We start from the raw sequence: 24,494 nt of genomic DNA, 5'->3' as shown, positions 1-24,494 counted from the left end.
ATATATTTTTTTAATTTTTAATGTTATGAAAAAAATCTTATTTGTAACGGTAACCATTTTGTTGTTAATGGGCTGTAATAAATCATCAGAAAGCATAGTTTGGCAATATGTTAAGACTATAAAGACAGAAGGAGTTCAGCCAGAAGGAATTATTAATTCAGATATTGGAATCTGGTTGAGTGATCCGAATAAAAATCGTCTAGTTTTAATTGATTCTGAAGGTGTCATTAAGAGAACAGAAGACTCATTAAATAAACCCATGCACCTTGCTAGCGATGGACGTTTTATTTTTATTCCCCTATCAGGAAGTGCACAAATTACCATGACCGATGGTGTAAACAGTGGAGTGGTTCCTATGGAAGAGAAGTTGAATGCTCCTTCGTCGGTTTCTGTGTATCAGCGAGAAATGGGGATTTCCGATCAAAATAACCATAGGATTTTATTTTCTACAGACGGCCAAATATGGAATAGTATTGGTAGCAAAGGAAATAAAAAAGGAGAGTTATTAAATCCATCCGATGTACATATTTCTACCGATAAAATATGGATTGCAGATACCGGAAATAACCGTATTCAGGCTTTCGATAAGAGCGGAAATTCAATGTTACTAATTGGTGAGGATAACAAACTGAAGCATCCTAAGGGACTTTTTGTAAATGAAACTAATGTTTTTGTTTCCGATACCGGGAATGATCGGGTTTTGGTATTCGATTTAAAAGGGAATTTGCTACATGAAATTACAGAACACATTAAAGCTCCTTCAGATGTTTTAATTATCGAAGGTAAACTCTATGTAATTAATGGTAAAAATGGAGAACTCAATATTTTTCAATTACCTCAATCTCATATTACTTCGGAAAAATAAGTCATCTCAAATGAAGATTCTAAAATATATATTTTTATTCTTTCCAGCCCTTTTGTTTGCTCAAGATTCACTCAATGGGGTGATTTTTGAAGTCGATGAAAATGATTCTGAAATTGGATTGTCGGGTGCGAATGTGTATTGGTTAAACACATCTATTGGAACGGTTACCGATCTCGATGGTAATTTTAGCATTCCCTATAATTCTCAACAGAAAAAATTGGTTGTTAGTTATGTTGGTTACGAAACAGACACGCTCACCGTTACTACAAAAAAAATGGTTCGCCATCAACTATCCCCAAAAGGGAGCCTTGATGAAATTGTAATTCGATCAGAACAAAAAGCCAGCTCCAGATCTTTCTTACAATCACAAAATGTATTAAATGTAAGTAGCGATGAGTTGTTGAAAGCAGCTTGCTGCAACCTCTCAGAAAGCTTTGAAACCAACCCATCGATCGATGTTAATTTCGCCGATGCAATCACGGGAACTAGACAAATAAAAATGCTGGGATTAACCACACCCTATACATTAATTACCCTCGAGAATATCCCTGCAATACGAGGAGCTGCACAAGCATACGGATTTAGTTTTATTCCAGGAACATGGGTGGAAAGTATTCAAATTACGAAAGGCGCTGGAAGTGTTGTGAACGGATTCGAAAGTATTGCTGGACAAATTAATGCTGAATTGCAAAAACCTTCAAAAGATGATAAGTTGCTTGTAAACCTTTACGGCGCGACAAATGGCAGGTATGAGATTAATACGCATATTAATACTCAACTAAGTGAGCGTTGGTCTACAGGACTTTATATGCATGGAAATATAAGGGATACAAAATTCGATAAAAATGATGATGGCTTTCTAGATACACCACTTGCAAATCAAATTAACCTGTTAAATCGCTGGCAGTATACCGATGCCGAAAAGGGATTTGTTACTTTTTTTAATTTTAGATATTTAAAAGATGAAAAGCAAGTCGGGCAAACAGATTTTAACCCAAATGAAGATCGTTTTACAACCAATGCATGGGGAGGCGAAATTAATACAGAACGCTTTGAAGTTGCAGGAAAATTGGGGTATGTATTCCCGGAAGCTCCTTATCAAAACATTGGCGTACAACTCGCTTACAGTCACCACGATCAAGAATCTTATTTTGGTTTAAGACCTTACAATATAGAACATAGTAGTGCCTATGGTAATGTAATTTTTAAATCTATTATTGGCGACTCACGACATAATTTTAAAACAGGGATTAGCGCCACACATGATGACTACAAAGAATTTGCAGATATCGAGGGTTACAATAGAACCGAAAATTCTTTGGGTGCCTTTTTTGAATATGCTTATGATGATCTTGAAGATTTTACAGCAACTGCGGGACTTCGTGTAGACACGCATAATTTGTTAGGTACTTTTATAACTCCAAGAGTTCACGCCCGATACACCCCTTGGGAAAAAGCTGCCCTACGAGTTTCTGCAGGACGAGGAAAGAAGAGCGCAAATATATTTACTGAAAATCAAAGTTTATTCTCAACATCAAGAGCGATAGTTATTGAAAACTCTGGAGGTTCTATTTATGGGCTTGATCCCGAGATTGCATGGAATTATGGGATTTCCTATTTACAAGGATTTAATCTCTTCGGAAGAAAAGCAGATGTAGCGTTCGATTTTTATCGTACCGATTTTCAGAATCAAGTGGTAGTAGATTGGGAGAATACACGAGAAATTCGATTTTATAATCTGAAGGGTTCCAGTTTCGCCAATAGCTTTCAGTTCGAGTTCAACATCAATTTATTAAAAGGGTTAGATCTAAGATCGGCGTATAAGTATTATGATGTACAAACCGATTATAATTCTGGTAGATTTGAAAAGCCACTAACTCCAAAGCATCGAATTTTTGGTAATATAGGGTATGAAACTCCCATTACTTTAAAAGGATCACGCTGGAAGTTTGATGTTACTTATAATTGGCTGGGAGAACAACGATTTTCGAATACGAGCCAAAATACAGCTGACTTTCGTTTACCAGAATATTCGCCCACGGTTGGTACTTTAAACGCTCAAGTTACCAAAGTGTTTTCTCCAAAATTTGAAGTATATTTAGGAGGCGAAAATATTACAGATACAAAACAAAATAATCCTATTCTTAGTGCTGAAGATCCGTTTAGACCCAATTTCGATTCCACATTTGTGTATGGTCCGATTTTTGGAAGTACGTACTACGCAGGATTACGATATAAATTATAAAAACTATAAAATTATGAAGAAGCTAGTAATTACAACATTATTAATTTGTTTGAGCATCACTACATATGCACAGAATAAGAATGCGAAAGCGACATTAGAAGTAGATGGCGTATGTATGATGTGTAAAGAACGAATAGAAAAAGCATCTATTAAAACTAAGGGAGTGAAGTCTGCCGTATGGGATGTAGAAACCCACGAGCTAAAAGTTATTTTCGATGAGCGAAAAACCGACCTAGCAACCATTAATGCTAATATCGCAGCGGTTGGACACGATACTAAAGAAGTTAAAGCAACCGATGAAGCATATAACAGTGTGCATCCATGTTGTTTATATCGAGATGAGGATGTAAAGAGTGATCATAAAAACGACTAGTTTTAGTTAAATATTAGCTAATAAAAATTGAAAATTGAAAACTGCGATGTACATTTATTCTATTCTTAAATGAATATAATTATGGCACAAAAGTCAAACAGCAAGCCGCAGCCTAAACAGGCTCAGCCTAAAAAACAGGCTAATAAGGCACCGCAGACTGCTCCTAAAAAGAAGTAATTTGCGAAGAGGTTTGTTTCGAACAGACCTGATTTCAATTAATAAGAAATTAGAAAAAAACCACCTCCTAAAAAAGGTGGTTTTATATTTTTTAGAATGTTAGAACCATAAAAAAAGTCTCTGTTATTAACAGAGACTTTTTAAGTGATAAATGTGATGATCTAAAATTAGATTACATCATTCCAGGCATCCCGCCGCCACCCATAGGAGGCATTGCTGGAGTATCTTCTTTTATGTCAACCAAAGCACATTCTGTAGTAAGGATCATTCCTGCAACCGATGCGGCATTTTCTAATGCAATACGTGTTACTTTTTTAGGATCGATGATTCCTTCTTTCAACATGTCTACATAGGTTTCAGTCTTGGCATCGTAACCAAAGTTTTTCTTTCCTTCTAGTACTTTGTTGATAACAACCGAACCTTCACCACCTGCATTTTCAACAATAGTACGTAAAGGTGATTCAATTGCTTTAGATACGATTTGGATTCCAGTAGACTCATCTAGTGTGTCAGTAGTAAGCTTTTCTAGCACTTTTTGTGCACGTACCAATGCAACACCACCACCAGCAACAATTCCTTCTTCTACCGCTGCACGAGTTGCATGAAGAGCATCGTCAACACGATCTTTCTTCTCCTTCATTTCAACTTCAGAAGCAGCACCTACATATAATACAGCAACACCACCGGCTAATTTTGCCAAACGCTCCTGTAATTTTTCTTTATCGTAGTCACTGGTCGTTGTTTCAATCTGAGATTTTATCTGATTGATGCGTCCTTTAATGTTATTCTTATCGCCAGCACCATTAACAATCGTAGTATTGTCCTTATCGATTGTAACGTTTTCAGCAGAACCTAACATGTCTAACGTTGTGTTCTCTAATGTGAAACCACGCTCTTCACTTACGACAGTTCCTCCGGTAAGAATAGCAATATCTTCTAACATTGCTTTTCTTCGGTCACCAAATCCAGGTGCTTTAACCGCAGCAATTTTTAAAGAACCTCTTAATTTATTAACAACCAAAGTAGCTAATGCTTCACCATCTACATCTTCAGCAATAATTAAAAGTGATTTTCCTTGTTGCACAACGGGTTCAAGAACTGGCATTAAATCCTTCATTGAAGAGATTTTTTTGTCTACTAAAAGAATCATTGGATTCTCCAGTTCTGTTTGCATTTTTTCAGAATCGGTTACAAAATATGGAGATAAATATCCACGGTCAAACTGCATTCCTTCCACAACATCTACATAGGTATCGGTTCCTTTTGCTTCCTCTACAGTAATTACTCCTTCTTTACCAACTTTTCCAAAAGCTTTTGCTATTAATTCACCAATTACATCATCGTTGTTTGCTGAAATAGAAGCAATCTGCTTTATTTTATCTGATGAGTTTCCAACTTTTGTTGCCTGCTTTTCAAGGTCTTTTACGAGTGCTTCTACCGCTTTGTCGATTCCTCTTTTAAGATCCATTGGGTTTGCACCTGCAGCAACATTCTTAAGGCCTTCTTTTACGATAGCCTGTGCAAGAACAGTAGCCGTTGTAGTACCATCACCAGCAAGGTCGTTAGTTTTAGAAGCTACTTCTTTTACCATTTGTGCACCCATATTTTCAAGTGCGTCTTCTAGTTCTATTTCTTTAGCAACAGTAACTCCATCTTTCGTTACTTGTGGAGCTCCAAAGGATTTACTAATAATTACATTTCGTCCTTTTGGTCCTAATGTTACTTTTACTGCGTTTGCTAATGCATCTACACCACGCTTAATTGCGTCCCGTGCTTCTGCATCAAATTTTATATCTTTTGCCATCTTTATATTGCTTTATGCCATAAGCGGTATGCTTTAGGCTATTAATTTTTGTTTGAGTGAATAAATTTTCAGCCTCGAGCCATTAAATAATTGCAAGAATATCTTCTTCCTTCATGATTAGGTAATCTTTACCCTCATACTTTAATTCACTTCCTGAATACTTTCCGTAGAGAACAGTATCACCAACTTTTACAGTCATTTTGTAATCTTCTTTTCCTTTTCCTACAGCTGCAACAGTTCCTTGTTGAGGTTTTTCTTTAGCAGAATCTGGAATATATAATCCCGATGCTGTCTTGGTTTCGGCTTCTTGAGGCTCCACCAAAACCCGGTCTGAAAGTGGTTGAATTTTTAATGCCATTTCAATTGTATTTTTAGTAGTTAATTAATGTTTCTTTTGTCCTTCCCATAAGGCAGAAACTATGCCACTGCCTGTTATCTGACATATTGAAACAAAAAATGCCAGCTTTGTGACAAGCTGGCATTTGTGTAATTTATGTTGTAAAGTACTAGTTCTCTTCTGTACCGGTAGAAGTGTCTGCTGGAGGAGTTACCGGAAGAGTAGTTTGTACTGCATCTTCATCGAATGCTTTCGACTCTGCTACTCCGTTTCCACCCATGATCGGGATGTTCGATAATAAAATAAGTGCAAGCATTAAGGTAGCTAGGGTCCAAGTACTTTTATCTAAAAAGTCTCCTGTCTTTTTTACACCTCCTAATTGCTGTGTTCCACCTCCACCAAAAGAAGTAGATAAACCACCACCTTTAGGGTTTTGTACCATGATAACTACGACCAGTAAAAAGGCCACTAAAATAATTAAGATCAAAAATATTGTAAACGTGCTCATTTCTCTTCAGTATTTGTCAATTTTTCTATTGCCCGAATTTGGTCTGCAAAGAAACCACTTTTTTCGGGATTTTTCAAAATTAAAATTTTATATGCTTGAATCGCTTTTTTATAATTCTTTTGTTGCAGATATACCTTGGCTAAAGTCTCTGTCATTAGGGCGTCTGGCGATTGTGTAAAAGGTTTCGCCAGATTTTTATTGTCGTTCGAAATTGGTTTAGGCTCCATTTTTGGTTTTTCCTGAATAAACTTATCGATGAGTTCGAACTTTCGCACTTTAATATCTTTTACTTCGTCACTTTCTAAACTATCCTCAATAATGGCAATCGTCTTAGATGGAGATCTGTCGATAGGTTTGGCGCGCGTAAGTTTTAACCATTCGCTAAAGGAGTGCGTATCTTTTTTGGTAAAAGGCAATGGAGTGTCAAGCTCAAGAGAAGAGGAGGTTTCTTTTGTCCTTTCCTGTGTTGGTGTGTTTTTTTTAGGTGTTTCGGAAACCGTCCCACTAGTACTTGTTGTTGCTTCGGAAGTATTTTCAGGAGGTAAATTTGTTTCAGTCATTTCTGAAACAGCTTCTTTTTTTCGTTGAAACAATTCTGGATTCAAGATCGCTTCTGCTTTCTTTAATTCCGCTTTAAGACTGTTGTCGATTTCGATACTTACTTGTTCCGAAACATTTTCAGAAATCACTTCTAATGTGTTTACAGCTTCGTCGTGCTGTAGAATTTGTTGAGAAATTTCATTTTGCACAAAACTTTCCGAAGTAATATATTCAAACAAAATATCGCGATCGGTGGTGTAAGCAGCGGTTACCTTAAGTGCATCATTGTATAAAAAACTGTTTTGATCTTTTAAACTTTTTAACTGCAACGCTCTTGCACTTTGAACATACGGGTATTTTTCGATCACTTCTGCCAACGCTTGTTGATGCGTCTTAGAAAGATGTTGCGGATGGGCGAGCAGGTATGTGTATTGATCTTTATTCAAAAGCTACCAATTTGCGAGTGATTTGTTGAAAATATCTTGTGTAATTCGTTCGAAGATTACAGCTATAGCGTCGTTTAACTGACTGCCCGTTAAAAGGTTTTGTCCGTTGTAATCGAAATAAAATGAAAAGCGTTGCTCAAAATCTTTTTCAGCGTTCTTGGTGTTAAAAAACCGCACATTTACAATAATAGTTAATCGGTTTTGGGCAGCGGTACTTTGCGATGTGGCTGTGATGGGCGCAGTGTAATATTCAACGATTTCCCCTTCATACACAAGATCGCCATTATTATTTACCAGATCGAGGCTGGTTTGATTTAATAAAAGATCTTGCAGTAAAATTGTAAAATCTCTTGCAATACCGGGCTCTACCTGTGCAGCATTGTTCTGAAAATAATTAACCTGAAAGGTCTTTGTTTTCGAATAATCGATGTCAGCACCCGTAAAAGAATAGGCGCCACACCCTTGAAATAAGGCTGTAATACTAAGTATGCAAAAAAGTTGAATGAGGTATTTCATAAATATTTCTGAAAGATACGTGCTTTCAATTTATAAATTATATTGTTTAATTTTACGGTAGAGCGTGCGTTCGGAAATCCCTAGTTCGTCAGCGGCATCTTTTCGTTTCCCTTGATATTTTTCAAGCGACTTTTTAATAAGTTCTAATTCTTTTTCCTGCAAAGAAAGGTTTTCTTCTTCTTCTATTTCTTCTGCAAAATCATACTTGCTTTTCTTTCCCTCTAAAGTGCCTCCCGATGAAAGTCCTAATACCTCCACGTCGTTAGAAGATTGTTCGGTATCGCTATCTTCTACAAATGAAGCCAACTCTTCTTCATGATTATTATCCTCATAAATTTTATTGATAAGGCCCGAATTTTCTTCTTTCACTTTCGCAGCATTGCCATTTTTCATTAATTCGAGTGTTAACTTTTTAAGGTCGTTCACGTCGCGTTGCATATCGAACAATACTTTGTAAAGAATCTCTCGTTCACTACTAAAATCGCTTTCAGATTTTTTAGAAGAGATCACAGCAGGTAGATTACTTCCCATGTCGGGGAGGTAGTGGCGCAGTGTCTGGTAATTAATTTCCCGATCTTGCTCCAGCACCGAAATTTGCTCGGCTACATTGCGTAATTGACGAATGTTCCCACTCCAACGGTATTTTAATAGCAATTGTGTCGCCTGCTCATCCAACCGGATTGTGGGCATTTTATATTTTTGTGCAAAGTCTGAAGCAAATTTTCGAAATAATAAATGAATGTCTTCGCTTCGTTCCCGTAAGGGTGGAATGTTAATGTCGACAGTGCTTAAACGATAAAAAAGATCTTCTCTAAATTTTTCTTTCTGAATGGCTTCTACCATTTTTACATTGGTTGCCGCAACAATACGTACGTCGGTCTTTTGAAGTTTAGAAGACCCCACTTTTAAGAACTCACCATTTTCTAACACCCGAAGCAAACGTACTTGTGTTGGCAACGGAAGCTCTCCAACTTCATCTAAAAATATAGTTCCCCCGTCGGCAACTTCAAAATATCCGTTACGAGTTGCGGTAGCTCCTGTAAAGGCTCCCTTCTCATGACCAAATAGCTCACTGTCGATTGTCCCCTCGGGGATGGCACCACAGTTCACGGCAATGTATTTTCCGTGTTTTCGATGGGAAAGGGAATGAATAATCTTTGGAATACTTTCTTTACCCACACCACTTTCTCCAGTTACTAACACCGAAATGTCGGTTGGTGCAACCTGAATCGCTTTTTCTACGGCGCGATTTAACTTAGGATCGTTTCCTATAATTCCAAATCGCTGTTTTGTTGCTTGTACACTTTCCATAGGCCGTCAAATGTTTCTTGAGAGTTTAATAGCTATTGTTAGTAATATTCAAAAGTAAATTCCTCTGTGGTCTCATCAAATTTACTTACTGTCGCATTTACCAGATATCCGCTGTCATTATACGTATTGGAAACTTCTCTATTTATATAAGAATTGTTGTAAAACGTATCGTGTATTGTTTCTCGTGTAATATTACCCTGCAGATGACTGTAGATTCCAGTAAAATCAATATCCTGTAAACTATGATTTAAAATTATGTACTGTAAAGGTTTTTCGAAAAAAAGTGTGTCAAAAAGTGGGTTGGTATTGTCATCTGTTTCGTAAATGAATACATAAGACCCTTGCTGATATGGTATTCTTACTTCAGATACTTTGTTGTTTTCATAAATAAGCTCTTGTTCAATAATCCCACTTGGTCCTGCGGTATGACCTGTTTTTGAAATTCTGCCTAAATCATCTAAAAGAATATAACCAGTTTTATTGGTTTCCACTTCAACATAGTCAATTCTATTATTAGAATAAGAAAAAGACGTGGTATAAGGTCCGTTCTCCCCATCACCATAGTCGATTACCGATGTTAATATATTCTGAGAATTGTACATATAAACACGTTCATTTCGAATAAATTCGTTGTCAGAGTTAAATATTTTTTTTGCAATTAGGTTTCCTTGTTCATTATATTCATAAATATTATAACCAGCATTATCTTCAGTTATATTTGAAAAAAGACTTAAAGATTTTTCTAATGTTCCATTTGTATTAAAATATAGAACTGATGAATTATCAAAATCCACATTCTTATATGTAAATTTTTTTAAAATTAAATTTTGTGGATCTTCCTGATTATTACTATTGTTATCATCATCGCTTGAACAACTAAATACGATAATTGCAGTAAGGAAAATAAATATTTTTTGTAGCATACGAATAATTTTAATTTTAATGTTTGTCTTACTATTCAACAGCCTCTCCTATGAGTGTGGCGCTGGTGCAGTCGTTTATCTTTACTTTTACAAAATCTCCTGGTTTATACTGTTCTTTAGGAAATACAACTACGATGCTTTGCTCGTTTCGACCGCTCCATTCGTTTTCGTTTTTCTTTGATTCCCGTTCAATTAATACTTCGGTAGTTTTGCCAACAAATTGTTGCGTTCTATAAGCGCCATGTTTTCTTTGGGCATCGACTATTTCTACCAGTCTCCTTTTCTTTGTTGCTTCAGGAATATCGTCTTCAAATTTTCTTGCAGCCATGGTTCCGGGACGTTCTGAATATTTATACATGTATCCGAAGATAAATTTTACTTCCTCCATTAATCGTAGCGTATCGTTGTGATCCTCTTCGGTCTCACCCGGAAAACCTACAATGATATCTTGCGAAATGGTACAGTTGGGAAGTATTTCCCACATTCTTTTAACCAACTTTAAGTATTCTGCTGCTGTGTGCTGGCGATTCATTGCTTTTAACATGCGGTCACTACCACTCTGAAAAGGTAGATGAATATGATTGCAAATATTAGCATGTGCTGCCATGACATGAAATACATCTTCGGTCATGTCTTGTGGGTTCGAAGTTGAAAAACGAATACGCATTTTAGGTTGTGCTTCTGCGACCAACGTTAATAATTCGGAAAAACTCGTTGCTGTTGCCTTTTGCATTTCCGAAGCCTTTTCAAAATCTTTTTTAAGTCCGCCGCCATACCACACATAACTATCCACGTTCTGCCCAAGTAAAGTAATTTCTTTATACCCTTTCGCCGCCAGATCGTTCACTTCTTTTAAGATACTTTGTGGATCCCTACTTCGTTCTCTTCCGCGTGTAAACGGAACCACACAAAAGGTGCACATGTTATCACAGCCCCGGGTAATACTAACTAAGGCGGTAATGCCATTTGTGCCTAAACGTACTGGAGCAATATCACCATAGGTCTCATCTTTCGAGAGTACTACATTCACTGCGTCACGACCTTCGTCCACTTCTTCCAGTAAATTAGGTAGATCCTTATACGCATCGGGACCAACAACCATGTCCACAATTTTTTCTTCCTCGAGAAATTTGCTTTTTAACCGCTCTGCCATACAGCCAAGCACTCCTACTTTCATCTTCGGATTGTGATCTCGCTTTACAGCATTAAATTTTTCGAGACGTTTGCGAACGGTTTGTTCTGCTTTATCACGAATGGAACAGGTATTTACCAAAACAAGGTCGGCCTCTTTTAGATCTTGAGTCGTACTATATCCTTGTTTTGTAAGAATAGACGCTACAATTTCACTATCGCTGAAATTCATTTGGCATCCGTAACTTTCAATATAGAGTTTGCGACTCGTGTCGCCTTTTACATCTGTTACGAGCGTAGTTCCCTGTTTTTTTTCGTCAATAATCTTTTCCATAGTGGGTTGTCGCGACATAGTTTCTATTCCTGTATCAATGAACATGCAAAGATACAAATTTTATGCACTTATGACAATCTGGCAGATTTCTTTTTTATAGCTTTACCGCTTTTATAAAAATAACCAACGTTATATGAAGACAACCATTTTTCAACGAATTGAACGAGCTACGACTTTCGATTTTGGTGATGTGCTTTCCAAAAGTTTTGAACTTTTTAAAAAAATATGGGTCGAAGGATTGATCCATATATTACTGTCTATTGCGGTGGTTCTCCCTATTCTTCTCATTGTATATGCACCGCTGATCCCTCTATTACTAAATGCACAAGAAACAACGTATGCAAGTGAATTTAATCCTTTTGTTGCGTTTCCTGTGGTGTGGATGATTGGTTATTTTATCCTTGTATTTGCACTTATTTTAGTCCTTCAGGTTTTTGTAACCTCAATAACGGTCCATTTCTTCAGGCTTTGTAAAAAAGAAGATATGGGCATACAAGAACCTATCGGGGGCTATTTTAGTTTTATAAAAGAAGCAACTTTCATGAAAATTTTTATGCTTCAACTCGCTGTTGTGGGAATATCTATTGCAGCAATGCTCTTGTGCTACCTTCCTTTATTTTATGTAATAGTCCCTTTAAATTTAGCTATTGTAATCTTAGCGTTTAATCCCAAACTAACTGTTTCGGAACTACTTAAAGCATCATTTAAACTTGGAAATAAATTCTGGTTATTGCTTTTTGCCATGATGCTGGTTTCGGGGCTTATTGCTGAACTGGGAATTATTGCTTGCGGTATTGGTATTCTAGCAACGGTCTCGTATGTACATATAGCTATGTATTATGTGTATAAAGACACTGTAGGTTTTGAAGAAACAGATTTTGAAATGAACAATGAAACTTTAAAGCTTTAAGGTTATTTTTAGTGCTATATAACAACAATTGTTTTCTTTATTTCTGAAAGAGCTTCGATCTCATCACCCCAGCCTAAAACTTTAATAGGTTCTGTGTCATAATTTAAAAACCAAAGCTGAATAATCTCAACAGCCTGTGGATAGTTGCTTTTAAATTCACTAAAGGTTTTAGCCGTCACTGTTTGCAAAGCAGGATCTGAAGGAATGGCAAGAATTTTATAATCTTCTTCTCCATCATCTATAAGTTTTAAAACACCTAAGGGAATGGTTTGTAAAATTGTGCCCGACGGAAGGGTTTCGGCAATCACCAAAACATCTAGTGCGTCACCATCGCCACCTTTCTCAGGATCGGAATAAGTGCCTGCAATGTATCCGTAATTTCCAGGGTAGGGCAGGAATTGAATCACTCGGTCTTTGCCATCCCGTTGATCGATCTCAAAACGATAGGTTTGTTTGTTTTGTTCAATCTTTTTATTAGTACCTGCTGGAATTTCAATGACACAAGTTACTGTATCGGCTTCAGAAAGGGTGGTGAGCACGGTGTATTTTTCTGAAGAACTACAACAAGAAAACAGGATGAGTACACTAATAGAAAAAAGGAATTGTTTCATAAATGTTGTTTCAGAAAAATGTTTTTTATTATTTGTTTCCGAAGAAATATTTAGGGTTGCTTTCATGCTTTAACAGACTGTCGATATGAGTAAATCGATAGGTTATTTCGTTACCCTGATTTTTAAATAGCAGCGCTTTGTTTTCTTCTCTCGGGTGCCACACTCCATTTCCTAAAAAGGTAATTCCGTTTGTGTCGACATATTCAAAAGATGATGTTTTGTAGCCCAGATCGCCTCCAATCCAAAAAATATTTTTGCCTTTGTTTTTTATTTTTAAAAGTTCAGGATATATTTCTGCTTGAAAGTTGTTCGGGTTTAAGCAATAAAAACAATCCCCCTTTCTTCCGTTACTAGTTTCATTAATAAGTGGATCCATGATATGGTGCTTATCCATGAATATGAGTTTATGACATAGAATTACAACATTTTTGGTTGTAAGGGTGTCGAGAGTTGTAAGAAGAAATTCTTTTTGTGCTCCAACGATCGAGCTCAAGCTGTCTTGAGAGTCTAAGGTGATAAAGCTTGCATCGTCTTGTTGATAGTGGTGAAACTTATTTTTCCCTGTTAGCGCTCTAAATTTTTCATTGGAGGTTCTGTCGTGATTGCCAATGCTCCAAAGTGTTGCTTTATGTTTAAAATTAAATACCGCATCGAGATGGTTTTGTATTGTGTCATTAGCGAACGTTGTTTTAGCAAGATCTCCTCCTAAAAGAGTCGCCGAATATCGATCGAAATCTATACCGTAAATCTTATTGTAGATGCTGTCGTTCGTTTCTAAGCGCGTGTGAGAAATATAGAGGTAGTATATAGGAGTGGCAGTTTGATCGATTTCAGATCTTTTTTCGCAACTGTATCCTATTATAAATAGACTAAAAAGAAATAGCCTCCACACCACGTACATATTTAGAGTTTTTAGATAATCGGGAATTAATTTCCTGACTTAGTAGTCTGCTTTCATCATCGTGTTCTCGATTGTATTTTAATTCGAGCACGACGTCATTGGTAGTCATTTCTGAAGCATAAAAATCAGCGTAGTTCGGATTATAGAACTTCATGTGATAATCTAATGTAATTCTGAAGTTGCCGCACTGCGATAAAAAATACCTTCGATCGTAACTGTTGTACAAAGTAGGAAATAAATTTTGAAGTTTTCCCAGCAATGCAGGATTGTTTTCTTCAGAAATACGTTGTAACAGTTGATTGTGAACTGCGTCTGCTGATTGGGTGCGAAGGTCAACATTAAAATCTTTCAGTTTAAAAGAAATTTTATCACCCACATCACCAAATTTCTTCTTTACTTCTAACGTCGATTTTTCGATGGCATGAAACTCTTTTCCATACCAGCGTAATCGGTATTTCTCGCGAATATCCACTCCAGAAACATTTTGTTTGTAACAGGTAAGATCGCCATCGTCGAAATAGATATTATTTACCGTTCGTTCATGAAAGATCTCGCTAAAAAGAAATGAGTTGGTATGTACCGTGAAATTAAGAACATCTTCTAGAGACTGGTTGGTGAATACAAATTTTCGTTCGAAACGAAGGTTGTAATAAGCGTTTTTATCGACTGCTTTTCCCATATTCATTTCCATACATTTTGTCGATTACATTATTGGTTACAGTTTCAACAGCGATATTGTTGAGTGTAAGGTGTGAGCCGGTTTCGATGAGGTGGTCCAGTTCGTTATTTTGCAAGGTGGCTTCAGAAATGGTAAGGGTGCCTGTGCCATATTCTGTTTTTTTCTGAAAAGCCGATAGGGCAAGATGGGTGTCTTTTATAATCACATTTTCAAACGTAACTGAAGAGAGATCTTTGCTTACAATACCAATTTCTCCTCCTGTAACCTGAATATTTTTTCCTGTGATTTGGCTGTCTTCACCAGCGCTTATCGCCTTGTCTGAAGGATTTTCAATACGAATGTTTTCTAAATACAGTGTAGTTCCCGAGACGTCAATTCCGTCGTTACCAGAGTTAATAAATAAGGAATTGGTAATGCTTCCCTCAACAAAATCCCCGTCGAAGGCATCTGAAAATGTATTTTTAAAAGTACAATCTGTCACCGAAAATTTAGAGCGAATTACATTTAGTCCATCTTCACAACGATTGCCTTCAAATACAGAGTTTGAAATGGCGACCTCACTTTCGTTAAAATTTACCGCTCCCGATAACTCCCACAAGTCGTTGGTGGGATTTGAAAGATTCATAAAGATACAATGGTCGAGTGTAGATGATTTGATGGTGTTGGTAACAAATATTCCAGCTCCCGAGTTGTTACTGCTTTTAAATGTAATAGGTAGTGTTTTTGTTCCTTTAGCTTCAATGGCACTGTAAGAGATAAATGAAGCGTTGTTTTTTAAGTCCAGGGTGAATCCGGGCTCAATAATCACGGTGTATCCAGCGGGAATTTTGAGGTCTTGTTGTATTTCGAAAGATCCTTTTTTAAGTCGTACGGTTTGGGTTGCATCGTCAATACTCACGAACTTAAAAGTAGTAGCGTTACTGCTTCGGAAGTCGGAATAATTATCGAGATTCTCATCTAAGTTAGGGTTTTTTCCAAAGGAAGCAATCATCACAGATTTTTCGATAGAAATTCCCGGGATATGATGAATTATGCGCAATTTAGACACATCTTTCGGGTATCTGAAACCTGCTTTTTTTGTTTTTTTTGAAACAAATGCATTGTCGAACGATCTGTTAAGCGGAAATGAAATTATCTTTTCCTCATCGGGTAAAAGACGAGTAATAGGGAAATTCTTGTCTAGTTTTTTTCCGTCTTCGTGGGTAAGACCAGTAATGTCGATAGGCATACCCGAAACATTTTTTACATTCACCTTCATCACATTTTTGGAATGATCGGCCAGACTGGTTAAAAGGGTGTTCGATGGATTGAGTTTCTTTTTAATAAAGTTGCTGTTATGTTCTAAGACTGCAAGATTTATTTTCCAATTGAACTCAGACATGACTTGCCGGTCTAGTTGTTCTAATTGTGACACATAGGGAAGAACTTGATTTTTAATAAAACTTTCACTACTCACAAGGCGAAGTTTTTTGTTTAGCATTTCCTCGTACTTCGTATCATTAGATACGTATGGGAAATATGCTAGATCAAGGAGTCTGTTTCCCGCATTCGAATCGAACGAAACAGGTTCTAATTTACCAGTTACTGGATTGTAATATATTCTTAGATTGTGAAAAATCAATCCATGTTTGCCTCCAAATAAGTTCGCTAATGCGACATATGTGGTTAATTTATCAAGATCGAAGACTTCTGAGACTTTTAATTTTTTAGTTCGTACTCCTTCAAGCAAGCTTTTTGCAGTCTCAAACTGCTTAGTTAATTTAGGGTCACCAAGCACTTTGTTTTCATTATAAACTTTAATAGGCAGATTTGCGCGATAAAAATCACCATCGGCAGCTGTTTCGTCGATGTCTAGGTTGAGTTCGTTCTTTTGGGCTCTGTCGTTCCAGATAAGAGATTCTTCAAAACCAAGAATTAAGCCTTCTCTGCGGTTATTGTTTTCGATAAGTATTTTATCGAACGATTCTTCAATAGCCATATAGCCCATAGAAATTGGTTCGTTACTTCCGCTTCTATCAATATAAAGGTTTGCGGGTACAAATTCATATCGAAGTCCAATAAGCCCAGCATCTTTAACCAATTTGTTGAACAGCCACTCCCAGCTATAGTTTCGGGTACGTGGGTGTTGTACCGAGAATTTACGCATTCCGAAGAGTGTTTTATTTCCATCTAAAATAACACGATACGACCATTTATTGGGATGCTTTAAATGATCTGTAAAGTCGCCTTTTAACCGCAAGTCTGCTTTTAGTGGGGCGGTGGTTCCATTTTCATCTTGTAGCGTTACCTTTGTTTTTACAATATCATCATCACCCGAAAAAAGGATGCCTTTTTCTAGTGCGGCTTTTCGTTGAGTTTTTATTTTGTTATAACTTTTCTCAGAAATGTAAATGGAGAGTAAACGTTCAGATTCCTTATTAATGCTCTCTTCTGTTTTTTTAGCACTAATTTTTAAATCATTTACACCGTGCGAACGTCCTTCGCCAGATGCAAATCTTCCAGTATTAATATATTCTATTGCATTAAAAGGGATGTCTTTTCCTTCGAAAGCATAGTGATGAAGTTGTCTAGTAAAGAATATATACTTGGTTCCATCAACGGTGTACTCTGTAGCGTTGTCTGATGGAAAAAAATCTAATCCGAGAAAAGGCTCTTTAGAAGAACTTGATTTTGTTTTTAATGAATCGTTAATAAAGAGGTGAAGAAAAAATTTATCGGTTTTTTTACGACCTAATAAAGGCGCTTTATACACATAAATAAGTTCTGCCTTGCCCCGAACTTCATTCGCATATATCGAAAATTCTGAATCACGATGAATGAGATTGATGTCTGCCTCGATCATTCGTTCGTAGGTTGTTTCGGTAATGAGTGTGGTAGGGGTGTCTAGCTCATCTACTGCTAAGTTTACTTTTTTTGGAGCTCCCCAGGTAAAGTGTAAAATGATTAGCGTAACTAATAGAAGGATCCCTGCACTAAAATAAAATAGTGTCGAATTTGTAATCCGTTTTTTTTTATTTTCAATCCTCATAATTCAGTACTACACATATTATAATTGAGTATCTATAAACGTTATGTCCATTGTATTGTCTATTGCCATTAGGTCCTCGTTTATAGTGTTCAATTTTTTTATAGAAGATACATTAACAAGAAAATTTAAGTGCACTGTATCCTCGTTAAATTTTAAACGTTTTAAATCTACTTGATTGGATTGCTTCATAATTACATCTGTAATTTGATCTGCGATTTTTGTTTTTTGTTCGTTTGTGGTTGGAACAGCAATAAGAAGATTTTGGGTAATGGCAGACCTTACATTTCTTTTGTTAAGTACGATTACAATAATGCACACAACGAAAAATCCTACGATGGTAGGGTAGAGTTGTCCTGCACCCATACCTAATCCCATAGCAATTGCAATAAAAAAGTACCCTAATTCTTCTGGTTCTTTTATCGCAGTACGAAAACGAACAATCGATAAGGCACCTACCAGACCTAAAGAGAGGGCTAGTGAGGACTTTACAATCGAAATAATAATAAAGGTAGTAAGCCCTACTACAATAAGTACTTTAGAAAGTTGTGATCGATTAGAGATCGATTTGCCATAGCGGATATATACAAAAGAGAGAATAAATAATAAAACACTACATATGGCAATATTTAGCAAATAGTTAATTAGAGAAAAAGTAGCTTCTGAATTCGCGTTGAACTGATTTAATAATTCTTCCATAAGAAAGGCTGCAATAAATTGATGTTACGAGATGGTTATGTAATGGTAAATTTTGTGCAAGATTACAATTTTAAATGCGATATGGCAAGTTTGCTTAGAATCTTACTATTTAATTATGTGCAAGAAACAGTATCAAATCACAGTTTTTGTAAATCACAAATTTGTAGAAAATGAAGATTTAAAATATCGTGTTAAAAAAATAATATACTTTTGTAGCCCTAATAAAATGAACATGGCAAAGAATTTAGTAATTGTTGAGTCCCCCGCAAAAGCGAAAACCATCGAAAAATTTCTCGGAAAAGACTACAAGGTGTCCTCAAGTTTTGGGCATATTGCAGATTTACCCTCCAAGGAATTGGGTGTGGATGTTGATGGGGATTTTACACCTAAATACATAGTGTCGAGTGATAAGAAGAGCATTGTAAAAGAATTAAAGGCACTTGCGAAGAAAGCTGAAATGGTCTGGCTAGCGAGTGATGAGGATCGAGAAGGAGAAGCAATTGCATGGCATTTAGCCGAAGAGTTAGATCTTAAAGATGAAAAAACCAAAAGAATCGTTTTTCATGAGATCACCAAAACAGCAATTCTAAAAGCAATCGAGAATCCCAGAAAAATAGACTATAACCTTGTAAATGCACAACAAGCACGACGCGTATTAGATCGTCTTGTTGGATATGAATTGTCTCCTGTGCTTTGGAGAAAAGTAAAAGGAGGGCTTTCAGCAGGCCGGGTTCAAAGTGTGGCTGTACGTTTAATTGTAGAGCGGGAGCGAGAAATAGAAGCTTTCAGTCCTGTTAGATCCTACCGCATCGATGCAGAATTTAGTACTGCCGACGGAAGTAGTTTTAAAGCAAAACTTCCGAAGAACTTCGATACCGAAGACGAAGCACGAGAATTTCTAAAAAAGAACCTAGGGGCATCTTATTCTATTGCAGACTTAACTAAAAAACCAGCAAAAAAATCACCAGCAGCACCCTTTACAACATCGACGCTTCAACAGGAAGCAGCTCGAAAATTATATTTTTCAGTAGGAAAAACGATGACGATCGCACAACGACTCTACGAAGCAGGTCGCATTACCTATATGAGAACCGATAGTGTGAATCTTTCAAACGATGCAAAAGCAGCGGCAGAAAAAGAAATCACAAAATCCTACGGAAGCGAATACAGCAAACCTCGAAACTATAAAGGGAAATCGAAAGGTGCTCAAGAAGCGCATGAGGCGATACGTCCCACCGATATGTCTTTGCATTCCATTAGCGGAGATCGCGATCAAGAACGTTTGTACGACCTTATCTGGAAACGAACTCTTGCATCTCAGATGAGTGATGCGCAATTAGAACGTACCAATGTGAAGATCGCAGTGAATGGAAAGTCATCTGTTTCAGAGCAATTCACGGCAAACGGAGAGATGATAAAATTCGACGGTTTTCTAAAAGTGTATCTCGAAGGAACCGATTTCGAAGACGAAGAACAAGATGGAATGTTGCCTAAATTAAGCAAAGGAGACAACCTAGATAATAATTATATTACAGCGACCGAACGATTTACAAGACCTCCGTATCGCTTTACAGAAGCTTCTTTAGTAAAGCAACTCGAAGAATTGGGTATCGGCCGACCCTCTACTTATGCTCCCACAATTTCTACCATAATTAGTAGAAACTATGTGGAAAAAGGAACAATCGACGGGACAGAGCGAACCTATCTTCAGCTAACGTTAGAAAACGACACGCTAAAAGACCAATCACTTACTGAGACTGTAGGGTCCGACAAAGGGAAATTGGTTCCGACAGATGTTGGGCTTATTGTAAACGATTTCTTAGTGGATCACTTCGGAAACATTCTTGATTATAATTTTACAGCCAAGGTAGAAGAAGATTTCGATGACATAGCAGAAGGCAAAGAAGAATGGAAAAAAATGATGAAAGATTTCTACGGAACCTTTCATCCGCAAGTAGAAAATGTACAGGAAAATGCAGACCGAGAAAGTGGAGAACGTATTTTAGGAGATGATCCCGAAACAGGGAGACCTGTGTTAGTGCGATTAGGAAAATTTGGACCTATGGCGCAAATCGGAGCTCCAGATGACGAAGAGAAAAAATTTGCAAGCTTACGCCCCGACCAACAATTACACCTAGTTACTTTTGAAGAAGTAATGGATTTGTTTAAGCTTCCGAAAACCTTAGGAGTATACGATGGAGAAGAAGTAGAGGTAAATAACGGAAGGTTTGGGCCGTACGTAAGGTTAGGAAAAACGTTTATTTCGCTTCCGAAGGGAACAGACCCTTTAGATGTAGATATGACACTGGCAAAAGAACTTATTGAAGAAAAGAAAAAAGCCGATGCCCCAATTTATGAATACGAAGGACTTCCGGTTCAGAAAGGAAAAGGAAGATTTGGTCCATTTATAAAATGGAATGACATGTTTATTAACGTGAATAAAAAATATGATTTCGATAATCTTTCCGAAGAAGATATTATAGAACTTATTGAAGTTAAAAAACAAAAAGAAATAGATAAGCTTATTAACGAATGGCCAGATGAAGGAATTCGTTTAGAGAAAGCTCGTTGGGGTCGTTTTAACCTTATAAAAGGAAAAACGAAAGTAGAATTGCCAAAAACAACGAAAGCTGAAAAGATTACGTTAGAAGAAGCACAGGCGATTTTAGAAAAGAAAGCACCTAAGAAGAAAACGACCAAGAAGAAGAAGACTGCCAAAAAGAAAACCACGGCTAAGAAAAAAACTACTGCGAAGAAAAAGTAATGATCGAATTTTTATCCCCTGTTTCTAAATCTGTACAAGCTCATAAAGAAGTGCTTCCTGAGGGAGTACTGGCCAAACAAATTAAGATACATTCTAAGTCGGGTGAACTCCCTGATCTTAAAAACGTAAAGTTTGCATTGTTAGGGATTTGTGAGAATAGAAACGATGTAAATTATATAGGTGCTTCGGTAAATTTCGATGAGTATAGAAAAGCATTCTATGCGCTATATCCTGGGAATTGGATTCACACTATTGCTGATTTGGGAGATATTCAAGAAGGAGATACTGTAGCAGATACTTACTATGCAGTAAAAACTGTAGTGGGTGCGTTATTAAAAGAAAATATTATTCCTTTGCTTTTAGGAGGGAGTCAAGACTTGGTGTATGCGCAATACCGAGCTTACGATGTGCTTAGTAAAATGATCAATTTTGTAAATGTTGATTCCCGATTTGATCTTGGCGATGCCGAAAAACCAATTTCGAACGTGTCTTATGTCGGAAAGCTTATAATTGAAAAACCTTATAATTTATTTAATTACAGTACCCTCGGATATCAATCTTATTTTAATCCGCCGCAAGAAATTTCATTAATGGAAAAATTGTATTTCGATGCGTATAGATTGGGCGAAATAACATCAGATATTACCATAACAGAACCTATCATGCGTAATGCAGATCTAGTCTCTGTAGATATTACCGCAATAAAGGGGGGAGAGGTAAATTACACAAATAATACGGGTCCTAATGGATTCGACGGCAGGGAAATATGTGCCATTGCTCGCTATGCAGGTATTAGTAATAAAGTAAGCTCATTTGGTGTGTATGAATTAGGTGATGTAACTCTGGCAAAAGGTGGTGCTGTTTTAGTGGCACAAATGCTTTGGTATTTTATAGAAGGAGTTAATTTTAGAGTTGATGACGAAGATTTTGACGATGAAATGCTTTTTACAACCTATAAAGTGCCGGTAGAAGAAGAGGTGTTGGTGTTTAAAAAGAGCCATAAAACGGGGCGATGGTGGATAGAATTACCTTTTATTTCAAATGTTAATAATAAATTAAAAAGGAGAACGTTATTACCTTGCACTTATGGCGAATATTTGGGTGCATGCAATCAGGAAATTCCTGAACGGTGGTTTAAAGCACGCCGAAAGAATGAAGTATAAATCAAACTAGCTAACTAACAGATTTAAAGGAGTATTTTTGAAAAAAATGTTGTTTTTTAAAAAATTTATAAATAGGTTTACGCCCTTGAATCTCGAAATTTAACCTAAATACCTATGAAGAAGTTTATTGCATTTACTGCGATTGTTGCCTTTATGTTTAGTTGTAACTCTGGTGACAGAGGAGAACTTGTTGGAGCAAAAGGTAAAAAATGGTATCCCGAAAAGCCTTATGGTATGACGCTTATCCCTGGTGGATCTTTCATTATGGGTAAAGCCGATGATGATTTTGTTGCCGTGGATGATGCCCCTACTAAGACTGTTACTGTTCGTTCATTTTATATGGATGAGACAGAAATTACTAATGCCGAATACAGACAATTTGTAGAATGGGTTCGTGATTCGACCATTCGCTTGCGTTTAGCGATTCTTGCGGACGAAGTTGGTTCTACACCCGGAGATGGTGGTATTGGTGATTTTGCTTTTGTTGATCAAGAGAACGAAGAAATGACACCGTACGATCAATACATGTACGATAACTATTACGGGATGGGTGAAGACTTTTATGCCGGTCGTAAAATTAATCATGATATAGACCTTATTTGGGATACAGCAGAATACCCTGATGAGTATTATGTAGAGGTAATGGATAGTATGTATATACCTTCTGAAGAAGCTTATAATGGGCAACGTACTATAGATGTGAGTAAGTTGAATTTCCAGTATTCTTATATGGATATTCAAGCTGCGGCACGTAATAAAGATAAGCGAAGAAAAGACTTTATTAAAAAAGAAGAAGTTAATATCTATCCAGATACTGCGGTATGGATTAAAGATTTTAATTATTCATACAACGAACCAATGCATAATGATTATTTCTGGCACGAAGCTTATGGAGAGTATCCCGTGGTTGGTGTTACATGGAAACAAGCAAAAGCATTTTGTGCATGGAGAACGTTGTATAAAAACGGATACCAAAAGTCAAGAGATAGAGAGTTCGTAAACTCTTTCAGATTACCTGGAGAAGCAGAATGGGAATATGCTGCCCGTGGTGGACTGGAATCAGCAACCTACCCTTGGGGTGGTCCTTATGCTAAAAACGACAGAGGTTGTTTCTTGGCAAACTTTAAACCGCTTCGTGGAGACTATGCTGCCGATCAAGCCTTATACACAGTCGAAGCTGATGCTTACGAGCCGAATGACTTTAACCTTTATAATATGGCAGGAAACGTTGCAGAATGGGTAGCTTCTTCTTACGATCCCGCATCTTATGAATACACCTCTACAATGAACCCTAATGTGAATGATGAAAACAATATGCGAAAAGTAGTTCGAGGAGGATCCTGGAAAGACGTTGCATATTTCCTTCAAGTTAGTACACGAGACTATGAGTACGCTGACTCAGCACGTAGTTATATTGGCTTCAGAACTGTTCAAGATTATATGGGAACAGATGTTGTATTAAACCAACAATTTGGAGACGCCCGCTAAATTTAATACCCCTTAACTTACTATATTAATAAATCTTAACTAAACTAAAACTAGTATTATGGCACAATCAAGATCCTCTAAAAAATTATTTAATATGGCCTACGGGCTAGGAGCTTCCATCGTTATTATTGGAGCTTTATTCAAGATTCTTCACTGGGAATTAGGTCCCCTTAATGGTGGAATCCTTTTAGCAATCGGTCTAATTACGGAAGCAATCATTTTTGCAATTTCTGCTTTCGAACCGGTAGATGACGATCTTGACTGGTCTTTAGTGTATCCTGAATTAGCAGGAGGTGCATCTTCTACTAAAAAGGCCGTAGTAGCTCAAGACGACGCTGACGGACTATTATCTAAAAAATTAGATGAAATGTTAAAAGATGCGAAGATCGATTCAGAATTAATGAATAGTCTTACAGACAGCATTCGTTCTTTTGAAGGAGCTGCTAAAGGAATGGCACCTACTGCCGAAGCTATGAGCTCTACTAAGAAATACAGCGAAGAAATGGCTTTAGCTGCAGCACAAATGGAATCATTAAATAGTCTTTATAAAGTACAGGTGGAATCTACAAGCCGACAAGCGGAAGTAAATGAGCAAGTAGCTCAAAATGCAACCCAATTAAAGCAGCAAATGGAACACTTGGCAACAAACCTTTCTTCTTTAAATGGAGTATACGGTGGAATGCTTTCTGCAATGAACAGAAACTAATTGTTTTCAACTAACTATTAATCTTTAAAAAAGACTAA

The 24,494-nt window shown here is 36.9% G+C and carries 21 protein-coding genes; 8 read left to right on the top strand and 13 right to left on the bottom strand.

Annotation, left to right across the window (positions count from 1 at the left end):
• Positions 1 to 25: 25 nt before the first annotated feature.
• From ULVI_RS03330 to ULVI_RS03320, 3 genes are read left to right on the top strand one after another with little or no spacing between them, the layout of a single operon-like run.
• Entirely contained in the window at positions 26 to 865 is an 840-nt protein-coding gene (locus ULVI_RS03330; protein WP_068589760.1) for an NHL repeat-containing protein, read from the top strand.
• A 10-nt stretch (positions 866 to 875) separates the two neighbouring features.
• The gene (locus ULVI_RS03325; RefSeq protein ID WP_068589758.1) at positions 876 to 3,110 is read left to right on the top strand and encodes a TonB-dependent receptor; all 2,235 of its coding nucleotides are present in this window, start codon (positions 876 to 878) and stop codon (positions 3,108 to 3,110) included.
• Between the two features lie 13 nt (positions 3,111 to 3,123).
• Positions 3,124 to 3,483, top strand: a complete 360-nt coding sequence (locus ULVI_RS03320; RefSeq protein WP_068589756.1) for a heavy-metal-associated domain-containing protein — start codon at positions 3,124 to 3,126, stop codon at positions 3,481 to 3,483.
• 349 nt (positions 3,484 to 3,832) lie between these two features.
• Here ULVI_RS03320 and groL read toward each other — a convergent pair whose 3' ends face one another.
• The 8 genes from groL to miaB form a co-directional block, all read right to left on the bottom strand.
• A complete protein-coding gene (gene groL / locus ULVI_RS03315; protein WP_068589754.1) occupies positions 3,833 to 5,464 on the bottom strand; it encodes a chaperonin GroEL in 1,632 nt (543 codons plus the stop codon).
• A gap of 82 nt (positions 5,465 to 5,546) precedes the next feature.
• Complete coding sequence (locus ULVI_RS03310) at positions 5,547 to 5,822, bottom strand: co-chaperone GroES (protein WP_068589752.1); 276 nt, start codon at positions 5,820 to 5,822, stop codon at positions 5,547 to 5,549.
• 148 nt (positions 5,823 to 5,970) lie between these two features.
• Positions 5,971 to 6,309: a preprotein translocase subunit SecG gene (gene secG / locus ULVI_RS03305; RefSeq protein ID WP_068589750.1), complete on the bottom strand. Its 339-nt coding sequence runs from the start codon at positions 6,307 to 6,309 to the stop codon at positions 5,971 to 5,973.
• Positions 6,306 to 7,295, bottom strand: a complete 990-nt coding sequence (locus ULVI_RS03300) for a hypothetical protein (RefSeq protein WP_068589748.1) — start codon at positions 7,293 to 7,295, stop codon at positions 6,306 to 6,308. Before ULVI_RS03300 ends, secG begins: the two co-directional genes overlap by 4 nt.
• 3 nt (positions 7,296 to 7,298) lie before the next feature.
• Positions 7,299 to 7,811 carry an LptE family protein gene (locus ULVI_RS03295; RefSeq protein WP_068589746.1) on the bottom strand — a complete coding sequence of 171 codons (513 nt, stop codon included), beginning with the start codon at positions 7,809 to 7,811 and terminating at the stop codon, positions 7,299 to 7,301.
• Positions 7,812 to 7,841: 30 nt separating this feature from the next.
• Positions 7,842 to 9,122 (bottom strand): sigma-54 interaction domain-containing protein, encoded by a 1,281-nt coding sequence (locus ULVI_RS03290; RefSeq protein WP_068589744.1) that lies wholly within the window; start codon positions 9,120 to 9,122, stop codon positions 7,842 to 7,844.
• A gap of 38 nt (positions 9,123 to 9,160) precedes the next feature.
• Complete coding sequence (locus ULVI_RS03285; RefSeq protein ID WP_068589741.1) at positions 9,161 to 10,045, bottom strand: hypothetical protein; 885 nt, start codon at positions 10,043 to 10,045, stop codon at positions 9,161 to 9,163.
• Positions 10,046 to 10,076: 31 nt separating this feature from the next.
• Positions 10,077 to 11,510 (bottom strand): tRNA (N6-isopentenyl adenosine(37)-C2)-methylthiotransferase MiaB, encoded by a 1,434-nt coding sequence (gene miaB, locus ULVI_RS03280; protein ID WP_068591341.1) that lies wholly within the window; start codon positions 11,508 to 11,510, stop codon positions 10,077 to 10,079.
• A gap of 133 nt (positions 11,511 to 11,643) precedes the next feature.
• Between miaB and ULVI_RS03275 the strand changes: the two genes are divergently transcribed.
• A complete protein-coding gene (locus tag ULVI_RS03275) occupies positions 11,644 to 12,420 on the top strand; it encodes a hypothetical protein (RefSeq protein ID WP_068589740.1) in 777 nt (258 codons plus the stop codon).
• A gap of 14 nt (positions 12,421 to 12,434) precedes the next feature.
• Here ULVI_RS03275 and ULVI_RS03270 read toward each other — a convergent pair whose 3' ends face one another.
• Genes ULVI_RS03270 through ULVI_RS03250 form a run of 5 tightly spaced genes read right to left on the bottom strand, consistent with a single transcriptional unit; the run spans position 12,435 to position 18,335 of the window.
• A complete protein-coding gene (locus ULVI_RS03270) occupies positions 12,435 to 13,097 on the bottom strand; it encodes an inorganic diphosphatase (protein ID WP_082830776.1) in 663 nt (220 codons plus the stop codon).
• Complete coding sequence (locus ULVI_RS03265) at positions 13,060 to 13,932, bottom strand: hypothetical protein (RefSeq protein ID WP_068589739.1); 873 nt, start codon at positions 13,930 to 13,932, stop codon at positions 13,060 to 13,062. The genes ULVI_RS03270 and ULVI_RS03265 overlap by 38 nt, the downstream gene beginning before the upstream one ends.
• Entirely contained in the window at positions 13,901 to 14,611 is a 711-nt protein-coding gene (locus ULVI_RS03260) for a polyphosphate polymerase domain-containing protein (RefSeq protein WP_197463475.1), read from the bottom strand. The genes ULVI_RS03265 and ULVI_RS03260 overlap by 32 nt, the downstream gene beginning before the upstream one ends.
• Positions 14,592 to 17,639: a right-handed parallel beta-helix repeat-containing protein gene (locus tag ULVI_RS03255; protein WP_068589735.1), complete on the bottom strand. Its 3,048-nt coding sequence runs from the start codon at positions 17,637 to 17,639 to the stop codon at positions 14,592 to 14,594. Before ULVI_RS03255 ends, ULVI_RS03260 begins: the two co-directional genes overlap by 20 nt.
• An 18-nt stretch (positions 17,640 to 17,657) precedes the next feature.
• Positions 17,658 to 18,335 carry a DUF4956 domain-containing protein gene (locus ULVI_RS03250; RefSeq protein ID WP_068589732.1) on the bottom strand — a complete coding sequence of 226 codons (678 nt, stop codon included), beginning with the start codon at positions 18,333 to 18,335 and terminating at the stop codon, positions 17,658 to 17,660.
• A 232-nt stretch (positions 18,336 to 18,567) separates the two neighbouring features.
• On the opposite strand from ULVI_RS03250, the gene topA reads away from it, so the two are divergent.
• From topA to porL, 4 genes are all read left to right on the top strand, one after another.
• The gene (gene topA, locus ULVI_RS03245; RefSeq protein WP_068591337.1) at positions 18,568 to 21,099 is read left to right on the top strand and encodes a type I DNA topoisomerase; all 2,532 of its coding nucleotides are present in this window, start codon (positions 18,568 to 18,570) and stop codon (positions 21,097 to 21,099) included.
• On the top strand, positions 21,099 to 22,262 hold the full coding sequence (locus ULVI_RS03240) for a formimidoylglutamase (protein WP_068589730.1): 1,164 nt from the start codon (positions 21,099 to 21,101) through the stop codon (positions 22,260 to 22,262). The genes topA and ULVI_RS03240 overlap by 1 nt, the downstream gene beginning before the upstream one ends.
• A gap of 114 nt (positions 22,263 to 22,376) precedes the next feature.
• Positions 22,377 to 23,750, top strand: coding sequence for a T9SS ring complex lipoprotein PorK/GldK (gene porK, locus ULVI_RS03235; RefSeq protein WP_068589728.1), 1,374 nt, complete (start codon positions 22,377 to 22,379; stop codon positions 23,748 to 23,750).
• Positions 23,751 to 23,808: 58 nt separating this feature from the next.
• Positions 23,809 to 24,456, top strand: coding sequence for a type IX secretion system motor protein PorL/GldL (porL, locus tag ULVI_RS03230; protein ID WP_068589726.1), 648 nt, complete (start codon positions 23,809 to 23,811; stop codon positions 24,454 to 24,456).
• Positions 24,457 to 24,494 lie beyond the last annotated feature (38 nt).

It is taken from the genome of Cochleicola gelatinilyticus, from assembly GCF_001637325.1.
GTDB lineage: Bacteria > Bacteroidota > Bacteroidia > Flavobacteriales > Flavobacteriaceae > Cochleicola > Cochleicola gelatinilyticus.
This window is presented reverse-complemented; position numbering and strand designations above follow the sequence as displayed.

Excerpts from the sequence above, each read along its gene's own strand:
- topA (WP_068591337.1), top strand. The coding sequence starts at position 18,568 with ATGGCAAAGAATTTAGTAATTGTTGAGTCCCCCGCAAAAGCGAAAACC.
- groL (WP_068589754.1), bottom strand. The coding sequence starts at position 5,464 with ATGGCAAAAGATATAAAATTTGATGCAGAAGCACGGGACGCAATTAAG.
- miaB (WP_068591341.1), bottom strand. The coding sequence starts at position 11,510 with ATGGAAAAGATTATTGACGAAAAAAAACAGGGAACTACGCTCGTAACA.
- porK (WP_068589728.1), top strand. The coding sequence starts at position 22,377 with ATGAAGAAGTTTATTGCATTTACTGCGATTGTTGCCTTTATGTTTAGT.
- ULVI_RS03290 (WP_068589744.1), bottom strand. The coding sequence starts at position 9,122 with ATGGAAAGTGTACAAGCAACAAAACAGCGATTTGGAATTATAGGAAAC.
- ULVI_RS03240 (WP_068589730.1), top strand. The coding sequence starts at position 21,099 with ATGATCGAATTTTTATCCCCTGTTTCTAAATCTGTACAAGCTCATAAA.
- secG (WP_068589750.1), bottom strand. The coding sequence starts at position 6,309 with ATGAGCACGTTTACAATATTTTTGATCTTAATTATTTTAGTGGCCTTT.
- ULVI_RS03265 (WP_068589739.1), bottom strand. The coding sequence starts at position 13,932 with ATGTACGTGGTGTGGAGGCTATTTCTTTTTAGTCTATTTATAATAGGA.
- ULVI_RS03320 (WP_068589756.1), top strand. The coding sequence starts at position 3,124 with ATGAAGAAGCTAGTAATTACAACATTATTAATTTGTTTGAGCATCACT.
- ULVI_RS03255 (WP_068589735.1), bottom strand. The coding sequence starts at position 17,639 with ATGAGGATTGAAAATAAAAAAAAACGGATTACAAATTCGACACTATTT.
- ULVI_RS03325 (WP_068589758.1), top strand. The coding sequence starts at position 876 with ATGAAGATTCTAAAATATATATTTTTATTCTTTCCAGCCCTTTTGTTT.
- ULVI_RS03250 (WP_068589732.1), bottom strand. The coding sequence starts at position 18,335 with ATGGAAGAATTATTAAATCAGTTCAACGCGAATTCAGAAGCTACTTTT.
- ULVI_RS03330 (WP_068589760.1), top strand. The coding sequence starts at position 26 with ATGAAAAAAATCTTATTTGTAACGGTAACCATTTTGTTGTTAATGGGC.
- ULVI_RS03275 (WP_068589740.1), top strand. The coding sequence starts at position 11,644 with ATGAAGACAACCATTTTTCAACGAATTGAACGAGCTACGACTTTCGAT.
- ULVI_RS03260 (WP_197463475.1), bottom strand. The coding sequence starts at position 14,611 with ATGGGAAAAGCAGTCGATAAAAACGCTTATTACAACCTTCGTTTCGAA.
- ULVI_RS03285 (WP_068589741.1), bottom strand. The coding sequence starts at position 10,045 with ATGCTACAAAAAATATTTATTTTCCTTACTGCAATTATCGTATTTAGT.
- ULVI_RS03295 (WP_068589746.1), bottom strand. The coding sequence starts at position 7,811 with ATGAAATACCTCATTCAACTTTTTTGCATACTTAGTATTACAGCCTTA.
- porL (WP_068589726.1), top strand. The coding sequence starts at position 23,809 with ATGGCACAATCAAGATCCTCTAAAAAATTATTTAATATGGCCTACGGG.
- ULVI_RS03270 (WP_082830776.1), bottom strand. The coding sequence starts at position 13,097 with ATGAAAGCAACCCTAAATATTTCTTCGGAAACAAATAATAAAAAACAT.
- ULVI_RS03310 (WP_068589752.1), bottom strand. The coding sequence starts at position 5,822 with ATGGCATTAAAAATTCAACCACTTTCAGACCGGGTTTTGGTGGAGCCT.